Raw genomic sequence first — 24,755 nt, 5'->3', positions numbered from 1 at the left:
CGCCTTCTCGGCCCTACTGCCCCTGCTCAAAGCGTCCCGTGCCCTTCTGATTGTGCTCGGCCGGGTTCCAGCGCTTCTCCGGTGCCGTCTCGCCGCGCAGCTCCTCGAGCAGGCGGGTGATCGCGGCCATCACGACGGTCGACGCCTCGTTGAGGGTCGCGGAGTCGAGGCTGCGCCCGCGGAACGCCGACAGGTCGACCGGATCGCCGACCAGGACGTCGACGCGCTTGCGGCGGAAGAGGGTGACCTTCTTCGAGTAGCGGCCCATGACCTGCTGGGTGCCCCAGTGCGCGACGGGCACGACGGGCAGTCCGTACTGCAGCGCCATCCGCACCGCGCCGGTCTTGCCGCGCATCGGCCAGAGCTCGGGGTCGCGGGTGAGGGTGCCCTCCGGGTAGATCAGGACGGAGCCGCCCCGGTCGACCAGCTCCTTCGCCGCCTTCAGCGGCTCGCTGCCGCGCACGGAGCCGGCCCGCTCGACCGGGATCTGCCCCGAGGCGCGCAGGATCGCTCCGGCGACGGGGATCTTGAACAGCGACGCCTTCGCCAGGAAGCGCGGCGCGCGACCGGCCCGCCACAGCACCCAGCCCGTGATGAACGGGTCGATCTCGCTGTAGTGGTTCGGCGCGAACACGAACGCGCCCTTGCGCGGGATCTTGTCGATGTCGCGGACCCGGAGGTCCACGGAGGCGGTGAGCGTCGGGATCACCAACGCCGCGAGGAGCCAGAAGATGGACGGGCGGCTTCGTTCAGACACCCGCCCATCCTCGCATCCCGGCTCCGCCGCCCCCACCGCCCACGCCAACGCGCGGCGCGGTGCACGCGCCGACGCTGGTCAGGCAGCCCCGCAGGGGCGTATCGAGGCCCCTCTCCCGTCGCTGTGCGCTCTCCGCTCGCGGGCTCCGGCAGGCCGACGCGACTTCGGCACGCGGTTCCGGCCGATCACGGGAGGGCGGCGCCGCAGCGTTAGCGTGGCGGAGTGAGCGAGCGACGCGAGAACCCGGTGTCCGCCGGACTCCGCGGGCTCACCGATTCGGTGACGGCGCTCCCGACGCTCGCGTTCGTCCTCCTGCTCGGCTTCGTCGCCGTCTACTCGATCGGCACCCGCAGCCCGGAGCTGCTCGCCCAGCTGCTCGCGTGGGCGGGTCTCGTCGCGGTCGGAGTCGCCGTCGCCACGGGGATCGTCCTGGTCGTCGTGCGCTCCATCGCGCGCGCGGTCGGCGGCCCGCTCGCGCACGTCGAGGCCGAGGCGAGCGACGGCGAGGTCGTGCTGGGCCGCGGAGACCTGGTCGACGTCCTCCGCTGGGTGGAGCCCCGCCTCCCGAGGCGGATCTCCCGCCCCTACGCCGTCGTCGTCCCCGGAGCGAGGGGACTCTCCGTCTCCCTCCGCTCGCAGGTCGTGATCGTCCCCTGGTCGCGCGTCCGCGCCGTCCGGCGACGCCGGGTCCGCCGAGGGCTGCGCCGGCACGACGCCGTCGTCGTCGACCTCTCCCGAGCCGGGGGCGGCCGAGCGCGGTCGCTCACGCTCGTCCCGGTCGTGCAGCCGGGGCTGCTCGGTCAGCGCCCCGCCTCCGAGCAGACACTGGTCCTCCTCCACCGCCGCATCGCCGCGGCGCTCCCGCCGGGCGAGCCTGCGCCGGCCTGGGGCACTCCCGACGAGTGACGCCGCCCTCGACGAGCTGCGCCGGCCGGGAGGACCGATCCGCTTCGGGGCGTCGCGCCGGCGGGATGCAGCGACGCCCCTCCGGACACGTCCCGTGCGTCACCGTCACCGTGCGGCGGATCGCCTCGGTACCGTGTCGACGTGATCCGCGCCCCTCGCCTCCTCGAAGCGGTGCTCGCCGCCGCATCGGAGAGCCCCGCGCTCCTGGTCGCTGCGGCGACCGCCGCGGTCACGATCGTGCTCCTGGTGGTCCTCGTCGCCGCGCGCCTCGTCACCGCTCCGCGCGCCCTCGTCCAGGCGAGCGCGATCGGCGGTGTCGTGGTCGTCGGCGGACCGGCGGTCTCGCGCCTGCTGCGGTTCGGCGACCCGACCCTCCCGACGCCCGATCTGCACCCGTACCTCGTCCTCGATCCGGCGGAGGAGGCCCTCGTGGTGCTCGCCGGCGATCGGCGCGTCGAGATCCTCTGGGACGAGATCCGCACCCTCGAGCGACGTACCGTCGGCTTCGGGAGCCGGACAGCGATCGGCATCACGGTGTCTCGTGGGTTCAGGCCCCGGTCCGCGGACCTGCGTCTCGTCGAGGAGCCGGGGCTTCTCGGACTGCGGCCGGCATCGGCTGAGAGCGTCGACCGCTTTCTCGGGCGGCTCCGCGCACGGGTGGAGGCGGCCGGGTCCGCGACCCCCGACAGCCGCTGAGCACGGCGCCGCAACGGGCCTCGTGACTGCCCACGGCCTGCAGGGACCGATCGCGAGGGGTGGGCCCGCGGGACGCCGGCCGGACCCGCGGAGCGACCGTGCGGCCGGAACTCCGGCACGCGGACACGACTCGGGCACGCGGGATCCCGCCGATCCGACGAGCCGGAGACGGTTCCGCGAGCCGGAGGTCGAGCCGACGAGCGGCGACGAGACGTCCGGCACGGGGAAACGGCTCCGGCTCGCAGGATCGGGGGGATTCTGCGAGCCGGAGCCGGTGTCACGTGCCGGAGGTGCTCCGGCGCCGCGGGCTACGCGTCGAGCGAGAAGTCGGCGCCGAGCAGCTCGAGCTTGGTGAGGAAGTTCTCGTAGCCGCGGCTGATGATGCCGACGTTCGAGACCGAGGAGGTGCCCTCGGCCGAGAGCGCCGCGATCAGGTGCGAGAATCCGCCGCGCAGGTCGGGCACGACGATGTCGGCGCCGTGCAGCTTCGACGGGCCGGAGATGACCGCGGAGTGCATGAAGTTGCGCTGACCGAAGCGGCAGGCCTGGCCGCCGAGGCACTCGCGGTGGATCTGGATGGTGGCGCCCATCTCGACCAGCGCGTCGACGAAGCCGAAGCGCTGCTCGTAGACGGTCTCGTGCACGATCGACACCCCCTTGGCCTTGGTCAGCGCCACGACGAGCGGCTGCTGCCAGTCGGTCATGAAGCCGGGGTGCACGTCGGTCTCGATGATGACCGGCTTGAGCTCGCCACCGGGGTGGTAGAAGCGGATGCCGTCCTCGGCGATCTCGAACGCGCCGCCGACCTTGCGGAAGACGTTGAGGAAGGTCGTCATCTCCTGCTGGCGGGCGCCGCCGACGAAGATGTCGCCGTCGGTCGCGAGCGCCGCGGCGGCCCAGGAGGCGGCCTCGTTGCGGTCGAAGAGCGCGCGGTGGGTGTAGCCCTCGAGGCGGTCGACGCCCTCGATGCGGATCACGCGGTCGGTGTCGACCGAGATGATCGCGCCCATCTTCTGCAGGATGTTGATGAGATCCATGATCTCCGGCTCGATCGCCGCACCCGACAGCTCGGTGATGCCCGAGGCGCGGACCGCGGTGAGCAGCACCTGCTCGGTCGCGCCGACGCTCGGGTAGGGCAGCGACACCTTGGCGCCGTGCAGGCCCTCGGGCGCCGACATCCGGATGCCGGAGGGCAGCTTCTCGACGATGGCGCCGAAGTTGCGGAGGACCTCGAGGTGGTAGTCGATCGGGCGGTCGCCGATGCGGCATCCGCCGAGGTCGGGGATGAACGCCTCGCCGAGCCGGTGCAGCAGCGGTCCGCAGAAGAGGATCGGGATGCGGCTGGACCCGGCGTGCGCGTCGATGTCGGCGAAGTGCGCGGACTCGACGTTGGAGGGGTCGAGGATCAGCTCGCCCACCTCGGGGCCCTGCTTCACCTTGACGCCGTGCACCTCGAGGAGGCCCTTCACGACGCGGACGTCGCTGATGTCCGGGACGTCGCGCAGGGTGGACGCGGTCTCGCCGAGGAGCGCGGCGACCATCGCCTTGGTGACGAGGTTCTTCGCGCCCTTGAGCTCGATCCGGCCCTTCAGCGGTCGCCCGCCGTGGATGGTGATCCGCTCGGTGGTCATCCCCACACGGGCTCCCGCCGCCTTCGCATCCTGTGCTCCCGCCGCCTTGGCGTCCTGAAGAAGTGTGTTCACGCTATTTCACCGGCAATGTCTTGGGCCGCCAGCTCGCGCGACGGGTCTCGAATTCGGAAATGAGCGCTTCGTCGCGCAGGGTCAGGCCGATGTCGTCCAGCCCTTCGATCAGGCGCCAACGAGTGTAGTCGTCGACCTCGAAAGGGAAGGTCTCACCACCGGCGGTGACCGTACGACCAACCAGATCGACGGTCATTTCTATTCCCGGCGTCGCGTCGATCAGCTCCCAGAGCCGGTCGATGTCGCTCTCCGCCAGGGCCGCCGCGAGCAGCCCCTGCTTGCCGGAGTTGCCGCGGAAGATGTCGCCGAAGCGGGAGGACAGCACGACGCGGAAGCCGAAGTCGCGCAGCGCCCAGACGGCGTGCTCGCGGCTGGAGCCGGTGCCGAAGTCGGGGCCCGCGACGAGGATCTGCGCACCCTGGAAGGCCGGCTGGTTGAGCACGAACTCCGGGTCCTGGCGCCAGCCGTGGAAGAGCGCGTCCTCGAAGCCGGTCTTGGTGACCCGCTTGAGGAAGACGGCGGGGATGATCTGGTCGGTGTCGACGTTGCTGCGCTTCAGCGGCGCGGCGATGCCGGTGACGGTCTCGAACTTCTCCATGATCAGGCCTCCACCAGCTCGCGGACGGGCTCCAGATCCGACGGACTGGAGAGAGTGCCGCGCACGGCGGTTGCAGCGGCGACGAGCGGCGAGACGAGGTGTGTGCGGCCGCCCTTGCCCTGCCGGCCCTCGAAGTTGCGGTTCGAGGTGGAGGCGCAGCGCTCCCCCGGGGCCAGCTGGTCCGGGTTCATCCCGAGGCACATCGAGCAGCCGGCGAAGCGCCACTCGGCGCCGAACGCGGTGATCACCTTGTCCAGGCCCTCGGCCTCGGCCTCGATGCGCACGCGGGCGGAGCCGGGGACGACCATCACCCGGACGCCGGGCGCCTTGGTGCGGCCGGCGATGATCGACGCGAAGGCGCGGAGGTCCTCGATGCGGGAGTTGGTGCAGGAGCCCATGAAGACCGCGTCGACCGGTATCTCCTTCATCGGGGTGCCGGCCTCGAGGTCCATGTACTCCAGCGCGCGGCGGGCGTTGGAGCGCTCGTTCGGGTCGGCGATCGCGTCGGGGTCGGGCACGGCCTGGGAGAGCGAGACGCCCTGGCCGGGGTTGGTGCCCCAGGTGACGAACGGCTCGAGCGCGTCCGCGTCGAGGACGACCTCGGCGTCGAAGACAGCGCCCTCGTCGCTCGGCAGCGTCCGCCAGTAGGCGACGGCGTCGTCCCAGTCCTGGCCCTCGGGGGCGTGCGGGCGGCCCCGGAGATAGGCGAAGGTCGTCTCGTCGGGCGCGACCATGCCGGCGCGGGCGCCCGCCTCGATCGACATGTTGCAGATCGTCATCCGGCCCTCCATCGAGAGCGCGCGGATCGCCGAGCCGCGGTACTCGAGCACGTAGCCCTGACCGCCGCCGGTGCCGATCTTCGCGATCACGGCGAGGATGATGTCCTTCGCCGTGACGCCCTCGCGCAGCTCGCCCTCGACGGTGATCGCCATGGTCTTGAAGGGCTTGAGCGGCAGGGTCTGCGTGGCCATCACGTGCTCGACCTCGCTGGTGCCGATGCCGAACGCCATCGCGCCGAACGCGCCGTGGGTCGAGGTGTGCGAGTCGCCGCAGACCACGGTGATGCCGGGCATGGTCAGGCCGAGCTGCGGGCCGACGACGTGCACGATGCCCTGCTCGATGTCGCCGAGGGAGTGCAGGCGGACGCCGAACTCGGCGGCGTTGCGCCGCAGGGTCTCGATCTGGGTGCGGCTGGTGAGGTCGGCGATCGGCTTGTCGATGCCGACGGTCGGGGTGTTGTGGTCCTCGGTCGCGATCGTCAGATCGGGGCGGCGGACGGGTCGGCCGGCCTGGCGGAGGCCGTCGAAGGCCTGGGGGCTGGTCACCTCGTGCACCAGGTGCAGGTCGATGTAGATCAGGTCGGGCGTGCCGTCCTCGCCCTTGGCGACGAGGTGGTCGTCCCAGACCTTCTCGGCCAGGGTGCGCGGGCGCTCGGCGGCCGGGGTGTCGGCGGCCGAGGGCGCGGCGGTGTCGGGGGAACTGTCGTTCATGACGGGTTTCTCTTCCTCAGGAATGGTGGTCAGCCCGCGAGAGACACCGCGACGAGGGAGGCCTGTCAGATCGAGGTCTCGTCGCGGCGGAGAAGGAGGAGCCGGCCGAACAGCATTGACCGAGGATAGCACCGCGTCGACGAGCGGCAGGGAGGCGGGACCCGAGCGGATCGGGGCGGGCCGGAGCGGCCGTCAGGGCGCGACGAGCATCGCGATGAGCACCGCGGGGACCACCAGCAGTGCGGCCGCGCCGACCACCACGCCGCCGACGACGAAGACCGCGGCGACCGCCGCGCCGACCATCCCGACGAAGCCCGAGCGCCGCTTCACCGGCAGCGCCTCGTGCTCGAACCAGTCGCCGTCGAGCGGGTCGGGCGACTCGCGCTCGAAGCGCTCGGCCTCGTCGATGCGGGCCGGGAGTGCCGCGAGCATCATCGCCGCGTGCTGCGACTCGGCCGCGAGCTCGAGCGGGCGGACCAGGGCACGCTCGGCGAATTCGAAGGGGTCCTCGTCGGTGCGCACGAGCGCACGCTCGAAGGCCCGCCGCTCCTCGGGAGCGGCGCAGTTCTCGATCAGGTAGCCCCACCGGCCCGCCTCGATGAGGTCGCCGGACCTCCGGTAGAGCTCGGACAGGAGGACGCGGGGGTCGATCCAGGTGGGGTCGGCCTCGACGCAGCGCTCGAGCAGCGACACGGCTCCTCGGACGTCCCCCTCTGCGAAGCGCATCTTCGCGCGATCGAGAGCCTCGACGGTGTCCATCCCTCCAGTATGCCCATCGACAGCCCGGCTCTGCAGTCCGGAGCCGGAGACGCTGCCACCTGTTCGAGGGGCACGACCAGTGGAGTCGGGTCGACGGTCTAGGCCCGGGGCACGAGCACGGCCTCCACGACGACGACCGTCACGTTGTCCCGTCCGCCCGCGTCGACCGCGGCGCGCACGAGCTCCTCGGCGAGATCGGCACCGTGCAGGTCCCCCGCGTCGCGGCGGGCGAAGAGCTCGGCGATGCGGGCGTCGGAGAGCTCCTTGGTGAGGCCGTCGGAGCAGAGCAGGTAGGTCGCCCGGGGCACGATCGGCAGGGTCCAGACGTCCGTCTCGACCTCGTCGTCGGCGCCGAGCGCCCGGGTGACGATGTTGCGGTCGGGGTGCGACTCCGCCGCCTCCCGGCTGAGCAGGCCGGCCGAGACCAGCTCCTGCACCGCCGAGTGGTCGACGGTCAGCTGCTGGATTCCCGCTCCGTCCCAGCGGTAGACCCGGGAGTCGCCGACGTTGAACAGGGCCCAGGAGGCGGGTCCGCCGTCCTCCGGCCGGACGAGCGTGAGGCCGGTGAGCGTCGTCCCGCAGAGGGCGCCGCCGACGTCGAGGTCGCGGACCGCGGCGTTGGCGGTCTCGACGACGGCGAAGACGTCCGAGACCGGGCCGATCGCCTCGGCCGCGCTCGCCCGCAGGCTCTCGACGGCGGTCGAGCTGGCCAGGTCGCCGCGGGCGTGCCCGCCCATGCCGTCGGCGACGGCGACCAGCGTCGGCGCGACCAGGAGGGCGTCCTCGTTCACCCGGCGGACGGCGCCGACGTCGGTGCTGCTCGACACCGTCAGGTGCAGGACGCCCTGGGGCAGGTCGATGCTGGTCGTGCTCGTCGTCGCAGTCACAGGACCGGGCTCACTTCTTCTCGGCGCGGTCCTGCCCGTCGGCGTCGGCGACGACCTCCGGGTGGCCGTCGTGCAGCTCGATGTGGGAGTGCTCGCGGCGCATCTTGATCAGGCTCGCGACCGTGGCGACGGTCATGCTGACGACGATGACGGCGAGCGAGGTGATCGTGTCGATGTCCCAGACCGGCAGCGGCTCGCCGCCGTTGAGGAACGGGAGGTCGTTCTCGTGCAGGGCGTGCAGCACCAGCTTCACGCCGATGAAGGCGAGGATGAACGCGATGCCGTACTTGAGGTACTCGAGCTTGTCGATCAGACCGCCGAGCAGGAAGTAGAGCTGGCGGAGGCCCATCAAAGCGAAGATGTTCGCGGTGAAGACGATGAACGGGCTCTCGGTGATGCCGAAGATCGCCGGGATCGAGTCGAGCGCGAAGAGCAGGTCGGTCGAGCCGATCGCGAGGAACACGATCAGCATCGGCGTGAAGTACGTCTTCCCGTCCTTCACCGTGCGGATCTTCGAGCCGTCGAACTCGTCCGAGATCTTCACGCGCTTGCGCAGCAGGCGGATGAGGAGGTTGTCGGTGCCCTCGTTCTCGTCCTCCTTGCCGAACGCCTGGTTCCAGGCGGTGTAGACGAGGAAGGCGCCGAAGAGGTAGAAGATCCAGCTGAAGCTCTCGATCAGCTGCGCGCCGAGCAGGATGAACACCCCGCGGAAGATCAGCGCGATGATGATGCCCACCATCAGCACTTCCTGCTGGTACTTCGGCGGCACCGCGAAGCGGCCCATGATGATCACGAAGACGAACAGGTTGTCGATCGACAGGCTGTACTCGGTCAGCCAGCCCGCGACGAACTGGCCGGCGACCTCTCCCCCGCCCAGCAGCAGCATCACCAGGGCGAAGATCAGCGCGAGCGTGACGTAGAAGCCGACCCAGAGGCCGGACTCCTTCAGGCTCGGCACGTGCGGGCGCTTGTAGACCAGCAGCAGGTCCGCGGCCAGGATCAGGCTGAGGACGACGAACGAGCCGGTCACGAACCAGACGGGCAGCTCTTGCATGGGGACCTTCCGGGGGTCAGTGGATTCCGACGGTCTCTCCCCGGGGAGCGGGCCGTTAAACGAGAAGAACCCCCGGCCATGACCGGGGGTTCTTCTCGTGTTGCCGTGGTGACCCCAGCGGGATTTGAACCCGCGTTACCGCCGTGAGAGGGCGACGTCCTAGGCCGCTAAACGATGGGGCCGCGTTTTTGCAACTCGAAGAGTGTTGCACACGGATCCGCGCCGGTGCAAATCGAGCGGGCGGACGGCACGGCCCCCGGGACCGTCTTGCACCGCGGTCGCCCCCGCGAGAGGCTCGGAGCATGCGACTGACCAAGCTCGAGCACGCCACCGTCCTCGTCGAGGAGGCGGGCTCGCGGCTCGTCCTCGACCCCGGCTCCTTCACGCGGCCCCTTGAGGGCACGGCCGACACCGTCGCGGTCGTGATCACCCACGAGCACGCCGACCACTGGACCGCGGAGCAGCTGGAGCGGCTGCGCGCCGCGAACCCGGCGCTGCGGATCCTCGGCCCCGCCGGAGTCGCCGCGGCGGCCGAGGGCTTCGACGTCGAGACGGTCGCCGAGGGCGACGTGATCGAGGTCGGACCCTTCGAGCTGCGCTTCTTCGGCTCGCGGCACGCGGTGATCCACTCCTCCATCCCGGTGATCGACAACGTCGGGGTGCTCGTGAACGGCCGGCTCTACTACGCGGGCGACTCGTTCACCGTCCCCGCCGGCGTCGACGTCGAGGTGCTGGCGGCCCCCTCCGGTGCGCCCTGGATGAAGATCGCGGAGTCGATCGACTACGTCCTCGAGCTCGCGCCGCGGCACGCCTTCGCGACGCACGAGCGCGTGCTGTCCGAGGCGGGCCAGAAGCTCGGCCACGACCGCCTCGGCTGGGCGACCCGCGAGGGCGGCGGCGAGTACCACGCCCTCGAGCCGGGCGACGTGCTCGAGCTCTAGCCGCCCGTCGGAGTGCGCTCCGCCGTCAGAGGACGCGGGCGTCGAGGATCTCGGCCTGATCGAGGTCGGTCCCCGCGGGCAGCACCCCGATCTGGACGAGCGCGCCCTCCGGAACGGTGCCGTCGGGCGTGACGATCGAGGCGCCGTCGATGTTCGTCTTCGACGCGTACAGCGAGACGTCGTCGAGCACCTCGGCCCGGTAGACGCCGTCGACCCAGACCACGACCCGCTTCCCCGAGTTCACCAGCGCGCTACTCATCGTCACCGCGACCCGGTCACCGGTCCGCTGGACGCTGTCGACGCCGGTGAGCGTCGACTGGAAGAGCAGGTCGGCCGCGGCGACGTCCACGCCGGAGGTCAGCTCGCCGACCTGGACGAGGTCGCCGTCCTTCACGGGCGTGGTGGGGACGATCTTCGTGCCGCCCGGGACGTCGTACTTCCACGCGTACCAGCCCCTGCCCTCGTTGTAGTCACCCGCGTAGCGCCCGTTCAGCCAGACCACGACGCGCTTCCCGGAGCGGACCAGCGCCTCGCTCATCGTCGCCTCCACGTACCCGCGGACGACCGAGACGTCCGTGATGCCCACCGTCTGGTCCGAGGCCGCCTCCCGCGGGGATCGGTCGTGCCCCTGCAGCTCCTTCAGCTTCTCCAGCGCCGGCCGCACGTCGGTGTACCCCATCATCGGCACCCGTTCATCGGGAAGGGTCGTCCCGTAGAACACCCCACGAGGTTCCCGTTCACGATCAGCGGCCCGCCCGAGTCGCCGGTCTCGCCGATCTGCTCGGTGCTGCCCGTCGTCGCTGTCGAGTGGAAGCCGATGAGACCGTTCGGCATCCGTCCCACCCTTCTGATCCAGACCTTCTCGGTCCTCTGCGTGGGGAACATGTCCGGACCCAGCCCGTAGAGGTGGCCCACCGAGCCGACCCGGTAGCCGCCCGGCACCAGTCGCGGGTAGTGCGGCAGCGCGTGCGGGCGGGAGAGGTGGAGGAGCTTCATGTCCGCGGGAGCGAGCGAGATCGACTCCGCCACCGGAACCGCTTCCGTCACCTCGTCCTCCGTCGGCGACGGGGCGTAGCGGTAGTAGACGTGACTCACGGGGCAGTGGTCCACGGTGAGCACCCAGTCGGCGGCGATCGCCGTGCCGGTGCAGGTGTTGGTCTGGATCCCCACGACCTTGTCGTACACCTGCACCACCCAGGGCTCGTTCGACTTCGTCCCCGACGTCAGTGCCGCCGCGGGCGCCGTCGTGAGCGCACCGATGCCCAGCACGGTCGCCAGCACGACCAGCGCAGCCGCCGTCCTCCGCAGGACGCGAGTCCTCATCGCCGTCACCTCTTCCTCAGCGCGGGGGTCACCCGGGGCCGGGATCCCTCTCCACCCGAGAACGATCGACGAATCACCGAGGTCGCGTCGAAGATTTGGCGCCGAAGAGTCCGGACGGCGGGATCAGGACCGATCGACGACGTGCTCGAGGTCGGCGCCGAACTCGAACGTGCGGTCGACCACCGCGCCGGAGTGCAGCACCGCGGGGAGCCAGAAGCGCGCGTCGTCCCACATCCGGCCGTACGGGACCTCGTCGAGTGGGACGAAGGCCGCGGCGAGCTCGCCCGAGGCGACCACCTCGCCCGACCAGCGGCGGCAGACGAAGACGTGCGAGCGCTGACTCCACGCGGGCCGGTGCGGGAAGAAGTAGTCGAGGGAGCCGCGGAGCTCGAGGTCGCGAGGATCCGCGCGCAGGCCGACCTCCTCCGCCAGCTCGCGGACGGCCGCTTCGGCGGGCGACTCCCCCGGCTCGAGCTTGCCGCCGGGAGCGACGACCCGGCCCTCGCCGAGACCGCGGAGCTTCCGCCCGAGCAGCACCTCGGTCCCGCGGGGCGACTCGCGGAGGACGTAGACCACGCAGACCTCGGGCAGCGGGTCGGTCGGCGGGTCGGTCGGCGGCCGCACGCCCATCCCGCACCTCCGCTCGCCGGGTCCGGGGGGTCGGGACCGCCGTCGTAGGCTAGCCCGGTGACGACGACCGCGCTCGAGCGCTTCCAGGCCCTGCTGCGGGTCGACACGGTGTCGCACTCCGACGAGTCCGACACCGACTGGAGCCGGTTCCGCGTCTTCCAGGAGCTGCTCGAGCAGTTCTACCCCGCGCTGCACAGTGCCCTCGAGCGCGAGACCGTGGCCGGTCACTCCCTGGTCTGGCGCTGGCGCGGCACCGAGGACGGCGAGCCGTCGGTCCTGATGGCGCACTACGACGTGGTCAGCGTCACCCCCGACGACTGGTCGATCGCGCCCTTCGCGGCGGACACGGTCCTCCGCCCGGACGGCCGCACCGCGATCGTGGGGCGCGGCGCGCTCGACGACAAGGGCTCCCTCGTCGCCCTGCTCGAGGCCGTCGAGGCGGCCGTCCTGCGCGGCGAGCGGCCCCGCCGCGACGTCTACCTGGTCTCCACGCACAACGAGGAGACGGCGGGGGACGGCGCACCGTCGATCGTCGCGCTGCTCGGGGCGCGCGGCGTGCGCCCCCGCTTCGTGCTCGACGAGGGCGGCAACGTCCGCCGCGGCATCGTGCCCGGAGTGACCACGCCGATCGCCGTCATCGGCGTCACCGAGCGCGGCATCATGAACCTCGAGCTGACCTGCCGCGACGCGGGCGGGCACGCCTCCGCCCCACCGCCCCTGCCCGGCATGCTCGCCACCCAGCGGCTCGCGCGGGCGATCCACCGCCTCACCGAGAACCCGTTCCCCTCGACGCTGCCGGAGCCGATCGCCGAGCTGGTGCGCGCGGCCGCGCCCCGCGCCGACGCCGCGCACGCGGTCTGGTACGCGAAGCCGCACGAGCACCCGGACGCCGTCGTCGCGGCCCTGGCCGCGCACTCCAACCGCTCCGCCGCGATGCTGCGGACCACCGTGGCGATCACGCAGCTGCGCGGCAGCACCGGGGCGAACGTGCTCGCGTCGACCGCCAGCGCGGTCGCCAACGTGCGGATCAACCCGGGCGGCACCGTCGCCGGCGTCGTCGAGCGGATCCGCGCGGTGATCGACGACCCCGAGGTCGAGATCGAGGTGCGCGTCGCGCACGAGCCCTCCCCCGTCTCCCCCACCGGCGAGCCCGGTGACGGCGGCCCGTACGACGTACTCCGCCGCGTGGTGCAGGAGGTCTTCCCCGAGGCGATCGTCGCGCCCTACGTGCAGACCGGCGGCAGCGACGCCCGCCACTTCCACGCGATCAGCGACGGCGTCTACCGCTTCATCCCGTTCGAGATCAGCCCGCAGCAGCAGCTCGGCATCCACGGCGCCGACGAGTCGGTCGAGGTCGACCAGTTCGAGCGCGCCATCGCGTTCTACGCGCGGCTCCTGCTCGAGCTCTGACGACTCCCTCTGCGACGCCGATGCGCGGCGTGGGCGGTCGGTGTGCGGGGAGTGCGCACCCGGTGAGCGGTTCCTGAGGACGGAGCCACCATCCGGCGCTGAATCTGGGAAAACCGTTCGATGACGCGCCGGGCCTCGTTGGCCCGCCGTTCACCCCGCGATGATGGACTGAGCCTCGCGGGAGCAGTTCCCAGCCCGCGGACCAGCAGTACAGCACCATGCGACATCCCGTACCGACGCCGACTCGATCGAGCCGGCCCCACCGATCGTGGAACCCGAGGATCATGACTGTCCGCCAGGCCGAGTACCCCCGGCCGAACCACTTCATCCTTCACCTCAGCGACACCCACTTCATCGCCGGAGACGGCGGGCTGTACGGCTCCGACGTCGACAGCGAGGCCCAGCTCCGCCGCCTGTTCGACGAGCTGGAGGCCTCGGGCGGTCGCCCGGAGGCCGTGGTCATCACCGGCGATCTGGCGGACAAGGGCGAGCCCGAGGCGTACGCCAAGCTCCGCGCCGTCGTCGAGCCGGCCGCCGCCCGCCTCGGTGCCGAGGTGATCTGGGTGATGGGCAACCACGACGACCGCGGTGCCTTCCGCTCCGGGCTGCTCGACCAGCTGCCGACCACGCAGCCGATCGATCGGGTGCACGACGTGAACGGACTGCGCATCATCGCGCTGGACTCGACCGTCCCGGGCGCGCACTACGGCGAGATCTCGGACGCCCAGCTGGACTGGCTCGCGGAGGAGCTCTCCAGCCCCGCGCCGCACGGCACGATCCTGGCGCTGCACCACCCGCCGGTCCCGAGCGTCCTCGACCTCTCGGTGCTCGTCGAGCTCCGCGACCAGCCCGCGCTCGCGGAGGTGCTCGAGGGCTCGGACGTCCGCAGCATCATCGCCGGCCACCTGCACTACTCCTCGACCGCGACGTTCGCCGGCATCCCCGTCTCGGTCGCGTCGGCCACCTGCTACACGCAGGACCTCAACGTGCCGGTCGGCGGCACTCGCGCCCGCAACTCCGCGCAGGCCTTCAACCTCATCCACGTCTACGACGGCACGGTGCTGCACTCGGTGGTGCCGATCGGCGCCTCGACCGAGGTGTCCTACGTCTCGGCGAACGAGACCGAGCGGATCCTCGCCTCGCACGGAGTCGAGATCGCGCCGGCCACGGCCGCACCGCTCGAGCAGGTCGAGGCGCTCTACCCGCCCGTCGCGGAGCCGGTGGGCGTCAGCGCCTAGCGGCCTGAGTCCGATCTGCAGGCGATCCGCGCCGAGAGACGATCTCGACCGCGGGTCCGAGGCTCCGGAGCCGCGGAGCGCCTGCAGAACGGACGTCAGCGCTTGGGACGAGTGCGGTCGAGGGCGAACAGGTGCCCGGCGAAGGCGAGGGCCGCGCCGAGCGCGATCCCGACTCCGAGGCCTGCCCCGATCCCGATGCCCGGGAAGACGAGCGCGCTGGCGAGCCCGAGCAGCAGCCCGAGGACTCCGCCGCCGATCGCCCAGGCCATGCTCAGTCCACCCGCTCCCAGGGCGCCGGGATCGGGTAGTACTCCTCGAGGAAGTCGATCACGGCGCGGGTGCGCGCCTCCGCCGAGATCTCGGGGAAGCTGCCGTCGTTGAGGCAGAAGAAGTCGACGCCGCGATTCTTCAGCAGCTTCTTCATGTCCTTCAGGCCCTGGTGCATCGTCGTGTCGACGTACTTCACCGAGGCGTTCTCCTGCACCACCGCTCGGCCCGTCATCAGCGCGTAGTAGTGGTAGAGCGAGTTGGTGACGGAGACGTCGCTCGCCGAGCGGAAGCGGCTCGCGGCGGTCGCGGTGAACTCCGGCTCGAACTCGGTCTCCAGCTCGGCCATCACGCTCTTGCGGAGAGGCGTGGCGGCGTGCTCGAGGTGCCGGGTCGTCATCGCGCCGAAGCGCTCGCGGAGCAGCCGGCGGTTGACGCGCGCCGCGTTCTCGAAGCCGCTCCGGGAGGCGTTGGAGTCGCCCATCCCGATGCGGGTGGTCGCCTCGATGAACTTGGTGATCCCGCCGGGCGAGAAGAAGATCGACGGGTCGACGGGGCGGCCGAAGAACATGTCGTCGTTGGAGTAGAGGAAGTGCTCCGCCAGGCCCGGGATGCGGTGCAGCTGGCTCTCGACCGCGTGCGAGTTGTGCGTGGGCAGCACCGAGAGGTCGCGGAAGTGGTCCTCGCTGCGGACCAGGGTGACGTCGGGGTGCTCGTCGAGCCAGCGCGGGCGCGGCGAGTCGGTGACGATGTAGATGTGCCGGACCCACGGCGCGTACATGTAGACGCTGCGCAGCGCGTACTTGAGCTCGTCGATCTGACGGAAGCGCGCGGGGGCGTCGTCACCCTCGCCCACGACGTAGCTGGCCATCCGGGCGGCGCGGGCGCGCTGGAACTCCAGGTCGGTTCCGTCGACCCAGGAGAAGACGATGTCGACGTCGAAGCGGATGTCGCTGACGAGCGGCTCGAACATGCCCTCGAAGGTCGGCCAGGTGCGTCCGTAGGCCTCGACGTGCGCGTCGATCGCCTCGGCGACCGGGAGGCTGCTGCGCATCAGCGCGTTCTCGGCGGGAGTGGTGATCTCCTCCTCGCCGACCTTCCAGAACTCCAGGCGGACGCCGCTGCGGGCGCCGTAGCGCAGCGAGCCGCTCGAGGAGACGCGGGGGCGGAAGAGCGAGAAGACCGCGGCGCGCGGGTACGGCGCGATCGCACCCTCGGCCAGGAGCAGCGGCGGGGTGCCGCGCTTGTCGAGCGTCTTCACGTAGAACGGCTCGGTCGCGAAGGCGCGCGCGAGCAGCGTGGCCAGCTCGGCGCCGAGCGAGCGGTCGATCGCGAGGAAGGGCGCGCCCTTCGTACCGCGGATGAGGCGGTAGGGGAACTCCGCCTCGTCGAGCACCTCGCCGAGCGCGATCAGGTCCTCGGTCCAGGCCGCCTGCGGTGTCGTACTCGAGTTGACCAGCGAGAACAGACCGGCATGGACGACCACGTCGTCACGGTCGAAATGGCGCGGACGCAGGAGGGCTGACGGAAGAGGACGGACGGAAGGCATGATTCACATTATCCGCCGCCTGTTTCGTGCGGATGACCGTCCTGCTCAGCTTGACAGGGAGTGCAGCCGCTCCAGGGCCGCGTCCCCGGCTCGCGCGGCCTCGTGAGCCCGGCTCTCCTCGCGGGCGGAGGCGACGCCGAGGGCGAACGCCGGCTCGCCGCGGCGGGCCGCCACGAGTGCGTGCGCGCAGAGCACGTCGCGGGCGGCGAGGGCGTCGCGCTCCTCCCCCAGCGCGTCGGCGACGGCCTTCGCCGCCTTCGCGATCTGTCGCTGCTTCGCGCCGACGGCGTCCGGAACGACCGCGCTCCAGGCCTCGACGACGTAGCGCAGGCGCTTCGCGGCCTTGCGCAGCTCGTGCCGGGCCTCGACGTCGTCTCCGCCCGTGCGGGCCGCGTCGACGCGCGAGACCTCCTTCGCGAGGGAGCGGCGGACGAGCTTCTTCGCGCTCGCGCCGGCCTTCGCCGTCCGCGGCGGGTCGGCCAGCAGGGCGTCGAGCGCGGCGAGCAGGGCGAGGTATCGGGCGCCGCGCAGGGTCTTGGCGACCCGCTGCAGGGCGATCGCGTGCCGGCGCTCGATCGCGTCGAAGAGGGTGGTGCCGGCGACGGCCTTCGCGGGCAGTCCCTCCCCCGCCTCATCGACGGCGGTGCGGAGCCGGGCCGCGAGGACCTCCTCGTCGCGGGCGGCGCCGAGGACGCCGGCGAGCCAGCGCAGCTCGTCGCGCAGCGGATCGAGGGCCTCGCGCTCCAGCACGGACCGGGAGGCGGCGAGGACGCTGCGCAGGCGGCGGGTGTGCAGGCGCATCCGGTGCAGCGCGTCGTCGGCCTCGAGGCGCACCCTCGGATCGACGGCGCGCAGACCGGTGAGGAGCTCGCGGATCGCGGCGAGCGCCGCCTCCCCGCCGTCCTCGGGTGCCGGGTGCGTGTCCTCGATCGGACCGCCGGTGGCGCGGGCGAGCTTCGAGGCGCTCTCGGCGGGGCGGGCGCCGGCGGCGAGCAGTCGCTCCTCGATCGCGTCGAGCACCGCCTCGCCCTCGGGGCCGTGGACGTCGACGAGCTCGACCTCCCACTCCCGCCAGCGCCGCTCGACGCCCGAGCGCTGATCGTGCGCGATGACCAGGTCGTCCGCGATCTCGGCGAGGCGGCGGCCGGCGGCGTCGGCGACGCGGGTGATCGAGCGGACGGTCTCCAGGGTGGCGAGCGGCTCGAGCCGCGAGCGGCCGACGTGGCCGAGCACCGGCTCCCGGACCTCGGCCGGCACGGTGCGGGAGGCTGTCAGCGCGGCGTGGATCTCGGTGCGGCCGGCCGAGCCGGGGAGCTTGACGTGCCAGCCCTCGTCCTCGCCGCCCTCGCGACGGCGGAGGGTGATCCGGCCGCGGGACAGGGCGCGGCCGGCGGTGTCGAAGTACTGGGCCCGGAGGCGGACGGGCTCCTCGGCGAGCGCCGTGGCGACGGTGCCAGCGCCGATCAGCTCCGGCAGGGCGGTGTCCGCGTCGACGTCGTACTTCCGCTCCACCTCGGTCTGCACGCGCCGCGGCGCCTCCGTCTTCGTCCGGTCCGCACGCTGAGCCATGGTCCATTGTGCGCACGTGGACGGTGCTCCCGGCGGCAGGCCCGCGGCGGGGCGCGAGGTCGGCCTAGGCTGGAGCGATGACCGCGCCCGTCCCTCCCGTCGCCCGCCGTGTCCCGCTCGAACGCCGTCACCACGGCGATCTCGTGGTCGATCAGTACGAGTGGCTGCGGCAGAAGGAGGAGCCCGAGGTGATCGCCCACCTCGAGGCCGAGAACGCCTACACCGACGCGCTCCTCGCTCCCCTCGCCCCGCTCCGCGAGCGCCTCTTCGACGAGATCCGCTCGCGCACGAAGGAGACCGACCTCTCCGTCCCCGTCCGCGAGGGCGCCTGGTGGTACTTCTCCCGCTCCTACGAGGGCCGCCAGTACGGCGTGCACTGCCGTGCGCCGATCTCCGGCCCGGACGACTGGACCCCGCCCTCCATCGCCGAGGGCGGACCGCTCGAGGGCGAGCAGGTCGTGCTCGACGGCAACATCGAGGCCGAGGGCCACGACTTCTTCTCGCTCGGCAGCTTCGACGTGTCCAGCGACGGGCGCTTCCTGCTCTTCGGCACCGACGTCGAGGGCGACGAGCGCTACACCCTGCGCATCCGCGACCTCAGCACCGGCGAGGACCTGCCCGACGTCGTCGAGGGCACCGGCGGCGGCGCCACCTTCGGCGCCGACGCCCGCTTCGTCTTCTACCCCACGGTCGACGAGTCCTGGCGGCCCGACACGATCTGGCGGCACACCGTCGGCACCGAGTCGACCGCCGATGAGGTCGTCTTCTCCGAGCCCGACGAGCGCTACTGGATCGGCGTGGGGCTCACCCGCAGCCGCCGCTTCCTCGTCATCGAGATCGGCAGCAAGATCACCAGCGAGTGCCTGCTGCTGGACGCGGAGGAGCCGACCGGCGAGTTCCGCTCGGTCTGGCCGCGGCGCGAGGGCGTCGAGTACGAGGTCGACCACGCCGTCGTCGACGGCCGCGACCGCCTGCTGATCGTGCACAACGACGGCGCGCTCGACTTCGAGATCGTCGAGGAGCCGGCCGACCTCGCGCTCTCCCCCGAGGAGCGGGCGGCCGAGCGCCGCGTCCTCGTCCCGCACACCCCCGGCCGCCGGATCGAGGGCGTCGACGCCTTCGCGCGGCACGTCGTCGTCTCCTACCGCGAGGCGGGGGCGACCCGCCTCGGCCTCCTGATCGACGGCGACGGCGGCGCGCGCCTGGACGAGATCGTCTTCGACGAGCCGCTCTACGACGCGGGCCTCGCCGGCAACCCGGAGTGGGAGCAGCCCGCGCTGCGCCTCGCCTACACCTCGTTCGTCACCCCCTCCACGGTGCTCACCCTCGACGTCGCGACCGGCGAGCGGACCGTGCTCAAGCAGCAGCCGGTGCTCGGCGACTACGACCCCGCGCGCTACGAGCAGCGCCGCGAGTGGGCGACCGCCGAGGACGGCACGCGCATCCCGCTGTCGCTGGTCTGGCGGAAGGACGCGGCGGCGCCCGACGAGGCCCCCGCGCCGCTCCTGCTCTACGGCTACGGCTCCTATGAGGCGAGCATCGACCCGGGCTTCTCGATCGCCCGGCTCTCGCTGCTCGACCGCGGCGTGGTCTTCGCCATCGCGCACGTCCGCGGCGGCGGCGAGATGGGGCGCTCCTGGTACGAGGAGGGCAAGACCCTCGCCAAGCGCACCACCTTCACCGACTTCGTCGACTCCGCGCGTCACCTCGTCGAGGCGGGCTTCACCACGCCCGAGCGCCTCGTCGCGCAGGGCGGCTCGGCCGGCGGGCTGCTGATGGGCGCGGTCGCGAACCTCGCCCCGGAGGCCTTCGCCGGGATCCTGGCGCAGGTGCCGTTCGTGGACGCGCTGACCTCGATCCTCGACCCGTCGCTGCCGCTGACTGTGATCGAGTGGGACGAGTGGGGCGACCCGCTGCACGACCCCGAGGTCTACGCCTACATGAAGTCGTACTCGCCGTACGAGAACGTGCGCGAGGGCGTCCAGTATCCACGGATCCTCGCGACGACGAGCCTCAACGACACCCGCGTGCTCTACGTGGAGCCGGCCAAGTGGGTCGCGCGGCTGCGCGAGGTCGGCGCGCCGGCACTGCTGAAGATCGAGATGACGGCCGGGCACGGCGGCGTGAGCGGGCGCTACGAGCGCTGGCGCGAGGTGGCGTTCGAGTACGCCTGGCTCCTGGACGTGCTCGGGCTGGCGGAGGAGACCCGCGACTCCTGAGCCGGGGATCCGGATCGGGTGGGCGCGCCGCAAGCCCCACCGGAGCGTCGATCGCGCCGCGTAAGGTTCGGGGTGCCGACCGAGGGGAAGTGCAGAGATGAGCGCAGGACTGTCGATCGACCGGGCCGCGGCCTGGGTCGCCGATCAGCGGTGGTACGCGAGCAAGGGGCGCCGCCCCGAGCTGGAGATCCGGGGCGAGTGGCGCCTGGAGCGCGGTGACGGCGACGTCGTCGTCCACCTCGTCATCGACCGGGCCGGCTCGAGCCCGGTGCTCTACCAGGTGCCGGTGACGGTGCGCTCGGCGCCTGTCGCGGGCCTCGAGGGCGCGCTGATCGAGAGCGACGGCACCCGCTTCGTCTACGACGGACCCCGCGACCCGCTGTTCGCGCGGGCGCTCTTCGAGCTCATCGCCGACGGCGGCTCCTCCGACGCGGAGGGCGCTCTGGGCGGCGCCCGCGCCGAGGGCCACCGCCAGCCCGGTGCCGTGATCGGCGCGTTCGCGTCGTCGCGGATCCTCAGCGGCGAGCAGTCGAACACCTCGATCATCGTGCAGACCACCGCGGAGGACGGCTCGGCCGGCACCCCCGTGATCGTCAAGGTCTTCCGCGCGCTGCACCACGGCGAGAACCCGGACGTCACCGTGCAGTCGGCGCTGAACGCGGCGGGCAGCACGCTCGTCCCGCCGGTGATCGGCAACGTCACCGGTGAGTGGGACGACCGCGGCGAGCCGACCGGCCGGGCCTTCGGGCACCTCGCCTTCGCGCAGGAGTTCCTGCCGGGCGTCGAGGACGCCTGGCGCGTCGCGCTCGAGGCCGTCGCCGGCGACACCGACTTCACCGGGCCGGCGCGTGAGCTGGGCCTGGCGACCGCGCAGGTGCACTCCACCCTCGCCGAGGTGATGCCGACCGAGGACGCGACGCCCGAGGTCGTGCAGCGGATGATCGCGACCATGCGTCGCCGGCTGCGGATCGCCTCCTCCGAGGTGCCCGTCATCGCCGAGGACGCCGACGCGATCGACGCGGTCTTCCAGGCGGCCGAGCAGGCGTCCTGGCCGCGGCTGCAGCGCATCCACGGCGACTACCACCTCGGCCAGGTGCTGGCCGTGCCCGGCCGCGGCTGGGTCCTGCTGGACTTCGAGGGCGAGCCGCTGCGGCCGATGCACGAGCGGCTGCTGCCGGACATCGCGCTGCGCGACGTGGCCGGGATGCTCCGCTCCTTCGACTACGCCGCGGGTGCGCACGAGCAGGCCTCGCCGGGCGACTCCCGGGCCGCGTGGGCGCTCGCGAGCCGCCGAGCGTTCCTCGAGGGCTACACGGAGGAGGCGGGCGACGCGGTCACCGCGCACCGCGCCGTCCTAGACGCCTTCGAGCTCGACAAGGCCATCTACGAGGCCATCTACGAGGCGCGCAACCGCCCCGAGTGGCTGTCGATCCCGGTGACCGCGGTGCAGCGGCTCGTCGGACGCTCGTAGGGTGCAGGTATGACCGCACGCGACGAGACCAGCGACGCCCCCGACTCCGCCAGCCACGAGGACGGGCCGCTCGACCCGCTGAGCGACTTCAGCATCCCCGGCGACACCGACCTGCACGTGGACGGCGACGCCTCCGGCGCCGATGGCCGGAAGGTCGCGGAGCCCTCCGAGGACGACTCGGCCGAGTAGCTCGGCCGACGGCGGATCTCGATACGCCCGCTCCGCGGGCTACTCGATCAGCACGAGGACCCGCGCCGCGGGCTGCTCCGTCATCCGCACGAGCACCCTCCCTGCTGGTCGAGTAGCCCCGCAGGGGCGTATCGAGACCCACCATCACCCGCACCCCCGGCGACAGCGGATCTCGATACGTCCGCTCCGCGGGCTACTCGATCACCAGGGGTGGCCGATGCGGGACGCCCTGCCGCAGAACATCGGCTGAGAAGGGTCATCGTCGCTGATCAGCGATGACCGCGGCTCCCAGCGGATGTTCTGCTCGGGCCGGGCCGCTCAGCGCAGCCGCGTGAGCGGCGTGACTGCCGGGCCCTCCAGCACCGTCCCGTCGGCGGCGAAGCGCGAGCCGTGCAGCGGGCAGTCCCAGCTGCGCTCGGCGTCGTTCCAGGTGACGACGCCGCCCAGGTGCGAGCAGACCGCCGAGACCGCGCAGCGTCGACCCTCGACCGTGGAGACGGCCACCGGCTGGAGCCCGTCGCGGGCGAGCGCGCCGTGCCCCTCCTCCGGCACCACGTCCACCGAGCGCGGCGCGCGCAGGGCCGACCAGTAGCCGCGGGCGTACCAGGCGCCGACCGCGGCGAGCGCTCCGGCCCCCTCCGCCATCACCCGGGGCAGCGTCGGGCGGCGGTGCAGGACCTTCGCCCACGGCGGCGTCTCGCCCCTCGAGTCGCCGACGAGCGTGAGCGCCGCCTGCACCGCGTTGGTCATCCCCCACTTGTCGTACCCCGAGGCGAAGAAGATCCGCCCGCGGCCCCGCGGCAGCCAGCCGACGAACGGCACCCGGTGGAACGCCTCGTAGTCCTGCGCGCTCCACTGCGCGATCGGCTCGGCACCGGGGAAGGAGCGTCGGGTCCAGGCGATCAGGTCGTCGACGCTCTCCTGCGTCCGCGCCCTCCGGCCGACGACATGGCCGTTTCCGCCGATCAGCAGCAGCCGCTCCCCGTCCCGGTCCAGGTCGCGGATCGAGCGCGAGGGCCCGTCGACGGAGAGGTACATGCCGTCCGGGATCGTCTCCGCGCCACGGAACGCCACCGCGTAGGAGCGCAGCGCGACCTGCTTGGCGAAGTAGAGGCCGCGGTCCAGAATCGGCGTGCCGGTGAGCAGGTATGCCCGCTCGCCGGTCACCTCGCCGGCGCTGGTCCGCACCCGCACGGGCGCGGAGGCGCGCAGCCCGAGCGCGCGGACGCCCTGCACGAGGACGCCGCCCGCGGCCCGGAAGTCGGCGGCGAGCGCCGTCAGCACCGCCATCGGATCGAACTCGGCCTGGTCGTCGAGCGCCACGGCGGCGGTGCTCGGGAAGGGCGTGTCCAGCGCGCCGACGAGGCGGGTGGCGAGGCCGAAGCGGCGGGCCGTCTCGTGCTCGCGGAGCACCGCGTCCACGCCGTCGGGGGTCTGCGCGTAGCTGTACGCGGTGCGGCGCTGCACGGGCACGCCGGCCTCGCGGAGGTAGTCGACGAGCCAGGTGAAGCCCGCGAGGTTCGCCGCGACGTAGGCCCGGGTGACCGCGGGGGTGTTGCGGGCGGCGATCCTCGAGAGGTGCGTCCCCTGCAGGAGGCTGAGCTTGGCCGTGCTGCTGCCGGTCGCGACCGCGCCGACGTCGCGGGCCTCGAGGACGAGGACGCGGCGGCCGCTGCGCTGGAGCAGGAGCGCCGTCACGAGTCCGGAGAGGCCGGCTCCGACGATCACGTCGTCGTAGTGCGCGCCCGGCACGAATGCGTCCCCCGGGATCGGCGCGGCGTCCTGCCGCCAGAGCGAGGTCCGCTCGATCGCCGGCACGTCGATTCGCTTCATCGGGTCTCCCTGCACTCGGGCCGCGGAGGGCGGCTCGGACCGACGCTACGCGCGGCGGCCGGACCCGTCAGGGTGTTGACAGCGCGCGCGGCCGTCGGCGGCGGCTCAGAGCCAGCCCCAGCGCTTGAACAGCCGGTGCAGGACCACGCTCGAGGCGACCATCAGCCCGAGCGCAGCCGGGTAGCCCCAGGCCAGGTGCAGCTCGGGCATCGCGTCGAAGTTCATGCCGTAGACGCTGGAGATCATGGTCGGCGCGAAGAAGATGGCGGCCCAGGCCGAGATCCGCTTGACCTCGTCGTTCTGCTGGTTGCCCGCCTCCGCGAGCTTCTTCATGTCCTCGTTCTGGCGCTGCGCGACCAGCGTGGCGTTCACCGCGAGGATCTCGCGGAGGGTCGTCCGGAAGCCCTCGACGCGCTCGTCGACCACGGCGACGTGGTCGGCGACGTCGCGGAGGTAGCGGCGCAGCTCGACGTCCTCGCGGAAGACGTCGAAGTCGGTGACCAGCCGGCCGAGCATGCCGGTCAGCGGACGGGTCGCCCGCTGGAAGTCGAGCACCTCCTGGGAGAGCTCGTAGATGCGCCGGGACACCGCGGGGTCCCCCTCGAAGACCTGCGCCTCGATCTCGTCGATGTCGTTCTCGAGACCGGCGACGACCGGGGCGTACTGGTCGACGACCGCGTCGAGGATCGCGTAGAGGACCGCCACCGGGCCCTTGCGCAGCAGCTCGGGGTCGGCCTCCATCCGGCGCCGGACCAGCGAGAGGTCGGGCTTCTCGGAGTGGCGGACGGTGACGACGAAGTTCGGCCCGACGAAGAGGTGCAGCTCGCCGAAGTCGACCTCCTCGCGCTGGTCCGCGTAGCTCGCGGCCCGCAGCACCACGAACATGTCGCTGCCGTAGCGCTCGAGCTTGGGCCGCTGGTGCGCGCTGATCGCGTCCTCGATCGCGAGCGGGTGCATCGAGAACTCGTCCTCGAGGGCGGCCAGCTCGGCCTCGGTCGGGCGGTAGAGGCCGATCCAGGCCATCGCATCCGGCAGCTTCTGCAGGGCGGCGAGCGCCTCCGGGATGCTGTGCGGCGAGACGACGCGCCGGCCGTCCTGGTAGATCGCGTTGTCGACGGTGCTCCGGCGGACCGGCTCCTCCTCGGGGCGGATCCGCTCGATCGGGCTGGTGTCCTCAGCGGCGGCGCGGGTGCGCGAGCCGAGACCGAGGAGGGTCGAGGGCACTCGGGGCAGCTTCACGCGGGGCCTCCTTCGATCGACCGACGA

General features: G+C 72.2%; 23 protein-coding genes and 1 tRNA gene. 8 read left to right on the top strand and 16 right to left on the bottom strand.

Features of this window, described 5'->3' with window-relative positions; all coding sequences use genetic code 11:
• Positions 1-13: 13 nt before the first annotated feature.
• On the bottom strand, positions 14-757 hold the full coding sequence (locus EDF22_RS05570) for a 1-acyl-sn-glycerol-3-phosphate acyltransferase (protein WP_260303308.1): 744 nt from the start codon (positions 755-757) through the stop codon (positions 14-16).
• Between the two features lie 222 nt (positions 758-979).
• Here EDF22_RS05570 and EDF22_RS05565 point away from each other — a divergent pair, with 222 nt between their 5' ends.
• Positions 980-1,663, top strand: a complete 684-nt coding sequence (locus tag EDF22_RS05565) for a hypothetical protein (protein ID WP_148059120.1) — start codon at positions 980-982, stop codon at positions 1,661-1,663.
• 141 nt (positions 1,664-1,804) lie between these two features.
• Positions 1,805-2,359, top strand: a complete 555-nt coding sequence (locus tag EDF22_RS05560; protein ID WP_123703011.1) for a hypothetical protein — start codon at positions 1,805-1,807, stop codon at positions 2,357-2,359.
• Positions 2,360-2,667: 308 nt separating this feature from the next.
• Here EDF22_RS05560 and murA read toward each other — a convergent pair whose 3' ends face one another.
• The 7 genes from murA to EDF22_RS05525 form a co-directional block, all read right to left on the bottom strand.
• On the bottom strand, positions 2,668-3,990 hold the full coding sequence (murA, locus tag EDF22_RS05555; RefSeq protein WP_164874434.1) for a UDP-N-acetylglucosamine 1-carboxyvinyltransferase: 1,323 nt from the start codon (positions 3,988-3,990) through the stop codon (positions 2,668-2,670).
• A gap of 73 nt (positions 3,991-4,063) precedes the next feature.
• Complete coding sequence (gene leuD, locus EDF22_RS05550) at positions 4,064-4,660, bottom strand: 3-isopropylmalate dehydratase small subunit (protein WP_123703009.1); 597 nt, start codon at positions 4,658-4,660, stop codon at positions 4,064-4,066.
• Positions 4,661-4,662: 2 nt separating this feature from the next.
• Complete coding sequence (gene leuC / locus EDF22_RS05545; protein WP_260303307.1) at positions 4,663-6,150, bottom strand: 3-isopropylmalate dehydratase large subunit; 1,488 nt, start codon at positions 6,148-6,150, stop codon at positions 4,663-4,665.
• Positions 6,151-6,342: 192 nt separating this feature from the next.
• On the bottom strand, positions 6,343-6,909 hold the full coding sequence (locus tag EDF22_RS05540; protein WP_123703007.1) for a DUF6584 family protein: 567 nt from the start codon (positions 6,907-6,909) through the stop codon (positions 6,343-6,345).
• 98 nt (positions 6,910-7,007) lie between these two features.
• The gene (locus EDF22_RS05535; RefSeq protein WP_243839900.1) at positions 7,008-7,796 is read right to left on the bottom strand and encodes a PP2C family serine/threonine-protein phosphatase; all 789 of its coding nucleotides are present in this window, start codon (positions 7,794-7,796) and stop codon (positions 7,008-7,010) included.
• A gap of 10 nt (positions 7,797-7,806) precedes the next feature.
• On the bottom strand, positions 7,807-8,850 hold the full coding sequence (locus tag EDF22_RS05530) for a TerC family protein (protein WP_123703005.1): 1,044 nt from the start codon (positions 8,848-8,850) through the stop codon (positions 7,807-7,809).
• 106 nt (positions 8,851-8,956) lie between these two features.
• Positions 8,957-9,032 (bottom strand) — tRNA-Glu (locus EDF22_RS05525).
• 120 nt (positions 9,033-9,152) lie between these two features.
• On the opposite strand from EDF22_RS05525, the gene EDF22_RS05520 reads away from it, so the two are divergent.
• On the top strand, positions 9,153-9,791 hold the full coding sequence (locus tag EDF22_RS05520) for an MBL fold metallo-hydrolase (RefSeq protein WP_123703003.1): 639 nt from the start codon (positions 9,153-9,155) through the stop codon (positions 9,789-9,791).
• 25 nt (positions 9,792-9,816) lie between these two features.
• Here the strand turns inward: EDF22_RS05520 and EDF22_RS20740 are convergent, their stop codons facing one another.
• From EDF22_RS20740 to EDF22_RS05505, 3 genes are all read right to left on the bottom strand, one after another.
• Complete coding sequence (locus tag EDF22_RS20740) at positions 9,817-10,473, bottom strand: hypothetical protein (protein WP_185038757.1); 657 nt, start codon at positions 10,471-10,473, stop codon at positions 9,817-9,819.
• A complete protein-coding gene (locus tag EDF22_RS05510; RefSeq protein ID WP_148059119.1) occupies positions 10,470-11,114 on the bottom strand; it encodes a trypsin-like serine protease in 645 nt (214 codons plus the stop codon). Before EDF22_RS05510 ends, EDF22_RS20740 begins: the two co-directional genes overlap by 4 nt.
• 123 nt (positions 11,115-11,237) lie before the next feature.
• Positions 11,238-11,744 (bottom strand): 8-oxo-dGTP diphosphatase, encoded by a 507-nt coding sequence (locus EDF22_RS05505; protein ID WP_123702999.1) that lies wholly within the window; start codon positions 11,742-11,744, stop codon positions 11,238-11,240.
• A gap of 57 nt (positions 11,745-11,801) precedes the next feature.
• Between EDF22_RS05505 and EDF22_RS05500 the strand changes: the two genes are divergently transcribed.
• Together EDF22_RS05500 and EDF22_RS05495 are read left to right on the top strand one after the other, a co-directional pair.
• Positions 11,802-13,154, top strand: coding sequence for a M20/M25/M40 family metallo-hydrolase (locus tag EDF22_RS05500; RefSeq protein WP_123702997.1), 1,353 nt, complete (start codon positions 11,802-11,804; stop codon positions 13,152-13,154).
• Positions 13,155-13,438: 284 nt separating this feature from the next.
• Positions 13,439-14,392 (top strand): phosphodiesterase, encoded by a 954-nt coding sequence (locus tag EDF22_RS05495; RefSeq protein ID WP_123702995.1) that lies wholly within the window; start codon positions 13,439-13,441, stop codon positions 14,390-14,392.
• A gap of 95 nt (positions 14,393-14,487) precedes the next feature.
• Here the strand turns inward: EDF22_RS05495 and EDF22_RS20735 are convergent, their stop codons facing one another.
• From EDF22_RS20735 to EDF22_RS05485, 3 genes are all read right to left on the bottom strand, one after another.
• A complete protein-coding gene (locus EDF22_RS20735; RefSeq protein WP_185038755.1) occupies positions 14,488-14,661 on the bottom strand; it encodes a hypothetical protein in 174 nt (57 codons plus the stop codon).
• Positions 14,662-14,663: 2 nt separating this feature from the next.
• Positions 14,664-16,145 carry a stealth family protein gene (locus EDF22_RS05490; RefSeq protein WP_243646392.1) on the bottom strand — a complete coding sequence of 494 codons (1,482 nt, stop codon included), beginning with the start codon at positions 16,143-16,145 and terminating at the stop codon, positions 14,664-14,666.
• 108 nt (positions 16,146-16,253) lie between these two features.
• On the bottom strand, positions 16,254-17,777 hold the full coding sequence (locus EDF22_RS05485) for a CYTH and CHAD domain-containing protein (protein WP_123702991.1): 1,524 nt from the start codon (positions 17,775-17,777) through the stop codon (positions 16,254-16,256).
• A gap of 77 nt (positions 17,778-17,854) precedes the next feature.
• Between EDF22_RS05485 and EDF22_RS05480 the strand changes: the two genes are divergently transcribed.
• From EDF22_RS05480 to EDF22_RS05470, 3 genes are all read left to right on the top strand, one after another.
• A complete protein-coding gene (locus EDF22_RS05480) occupies positions 17,855-19,996 on the top strand; it encodes a S9 family peptidase (protein WP_123702989.1) in 2,142 nt (713 codons plus the stop codon).
• A 97-nt stretch (positions 19,997-20,093) separates the two neighbouring features.
• On the top strand, positions 20,094-21,467 hold the full coding sequence (locus EDF22_RS05475; protein WP_123702987.1) for a maltokinase N-terminal cap-like domain-containing protein: 1,374 nt from the start codon (positions 20,094-20,096) through the stop codon (positions 21,465-21,467).
• Positions 21,468-21,476: 9 nt separating this feature from the next.
• On the top strand, positions 21,477-21,656 hold the full coding sequence (locus EDF22_RS05470; protein WP_123702986.1) for a hypothetical protein: 180 nt from the start codon (positions 21,477-21,479) through the stop codon (positions 21,654-21,656).
• A 318-nt stretch (positions 21,657-21,974) separates the two neighbouring features.
• Here EDF22_RS05470 and EDF22_RS05465 read toward each other — a convergent pair whose 3' ends face one another.
• Together EDF22_RS05465 and EDF22_RS05460 are read right to left on the bottom strand one after the other, a co-directional pair.
• Positions 21,975-23,489: an FAD-dependent oxidoreductase gene (locus tag EDF22_RS05465; protein ID WP_123702984.1), complete on the bottom strand. Its 1,515-nt coding sequence runs from the start codon at positions 23,487-23,489 to the stop codon at positions 21,975-21,977.
• Positions 23,490-23,594: 105 nt separating this feature from the next.
• Positions 23,595-24,728, bottom strand: a complete 1,134-nt coding sequence (locus tag EDF22_RS05460) for a magnesium and cobalt transport protein CorA (protein WP_123702982.1) — start codon at positions 24,726-24,728, stop codon at positions 23,595-23,597.
• Between the last annotated feature and the right edge of the window lie 27 nt (positions 24,729-24,755).

This window comes from Rathayibacter sp. PhB127, assembly GCF_003751665.1.
GTDB classification, from domain to species: Bacteria; Actinomycetota; Actinomycetes; order Actinomycetales; family Microbacteriaceae; genus Rathayibacter; species Rathayibacter festucae.
Note: the sequence above shows the minus strand (reverse complement) of the source record. Positions and strands in the feature narration are given on the sequence as shown.

Bases quoted from the DNA above. Each gene is read 5' to 3' on its own strand.
- EDF22_RS05505 (WP_123702999.1), bottom strand. From the start codon at position 11,744: ATGGGCGTGCGGCCGCCGACCGACCCGCCGACCGACCCGCTGCCCGAG.
- EDF22_RS05480 (WP_123702989.1), top strand. From the start codon at position 17,855: ATGACCGCGCCCGTCCCTCCCGTCGCCCGCCGTGTCCCGCTCGAACGC.
- EDF22_RS05530 (WP_123703005.1), bottom strand. From the start codon at position 8,850: ATGCAAGAGCTGCCCGTCTGGTTCGTGACCGGCTCGTTCGTCGTCCTC.
- EDF22_RS05495 (WP_123702995.1), top strand. From the start codon at position 13,439: ATGACTGTCCGCCAGGCCGAGTACCCCCGGCCGAACCACTTCATCCTT.
- EDF22_RS05510 (WP_148059119.1), bottom strand. From the start codon at position 11,114: ATGAGGACTCGCGTCCTGCGGAGGACGGCGGCTGCGCTGGTCGTGCTG.
- EDF22_RS05485 (WP_123702991.1), bottom strand. From the start codon at position 17,777: ATGGCTCAGCGTGCGGACCGGACGAAGACGGAGGCGCCGCGGCGCGTG.
- EDF22_RS20740 (WP_185038757.1), bottom strand. From the start codon at position 10,473: ATGATGGGGTACACCGACGTGCGGCCGGCGCTGGAGAAGCTGAAGGAG.
- EDF22_RS05540 (WP_123703007.1), bottom strand. From the start codon at position 6,909: ATGGACACCGTCGAGGCTCTCGATCGCGCGAAGATGCGCTTCGCAGAG.
- leuC (WP_260303307.1), bottom strand. From the start codon at position 6,150: ATGAACGACAGTTCCCCCGACACCGCCGCGCCCTCGGCCGCCGACACC.
- EDF22_RS20735 (WP_185038755.1), bottom strand. From the start codon at position 14,661: ATGGCCTGGGCGATCGGCGGCGGAGTCCTCGGGCTGCTGCTCGGGCTC.
- EDF22_RS05475 (WP_123702987.1), top strand. From the start codon at position 20,094: ATGAGCGCAGGACTGTCGATCGACCGGGCCGCGGCCTGGGTCGCCGAT.
- leuD (WP_123703009.1), bottom strand. From the start codon at position 4,660: ATGGAGAAGTTCGAGACCGTCACCGGCATCGCCGCGCCGCTGAAGCGC.
- EDF22_RS05470 (WP_123702986.1), top strand. From the start codon at position 21,477: ATGACCGCACGCGACGAGACCAGCGACGCCCCCGACTCCGCCAGCCAC.
- murA (WP_164874434.1), bottom strand. From the start codon at position 3,990: ATGACCACCGAGCGGATCACCATCCACGGCGGGCGACCGCTGAAGGGC.
- EDF22_RS05465 (WP_123702984.1), bottom strand. From the start codon at position 23,489: ATGAAGCGAATCGACGTGCCGGCGATCGAGCGGACCTCGCTCTGGCGG.
- EDF22_RS05520 (WP_123703003.1), top strand. From the start codon at position 9,153: ATGCGACTGACCAAGCTCGAGCACGCCACCGTCCTCGTCGAGGAGGCG.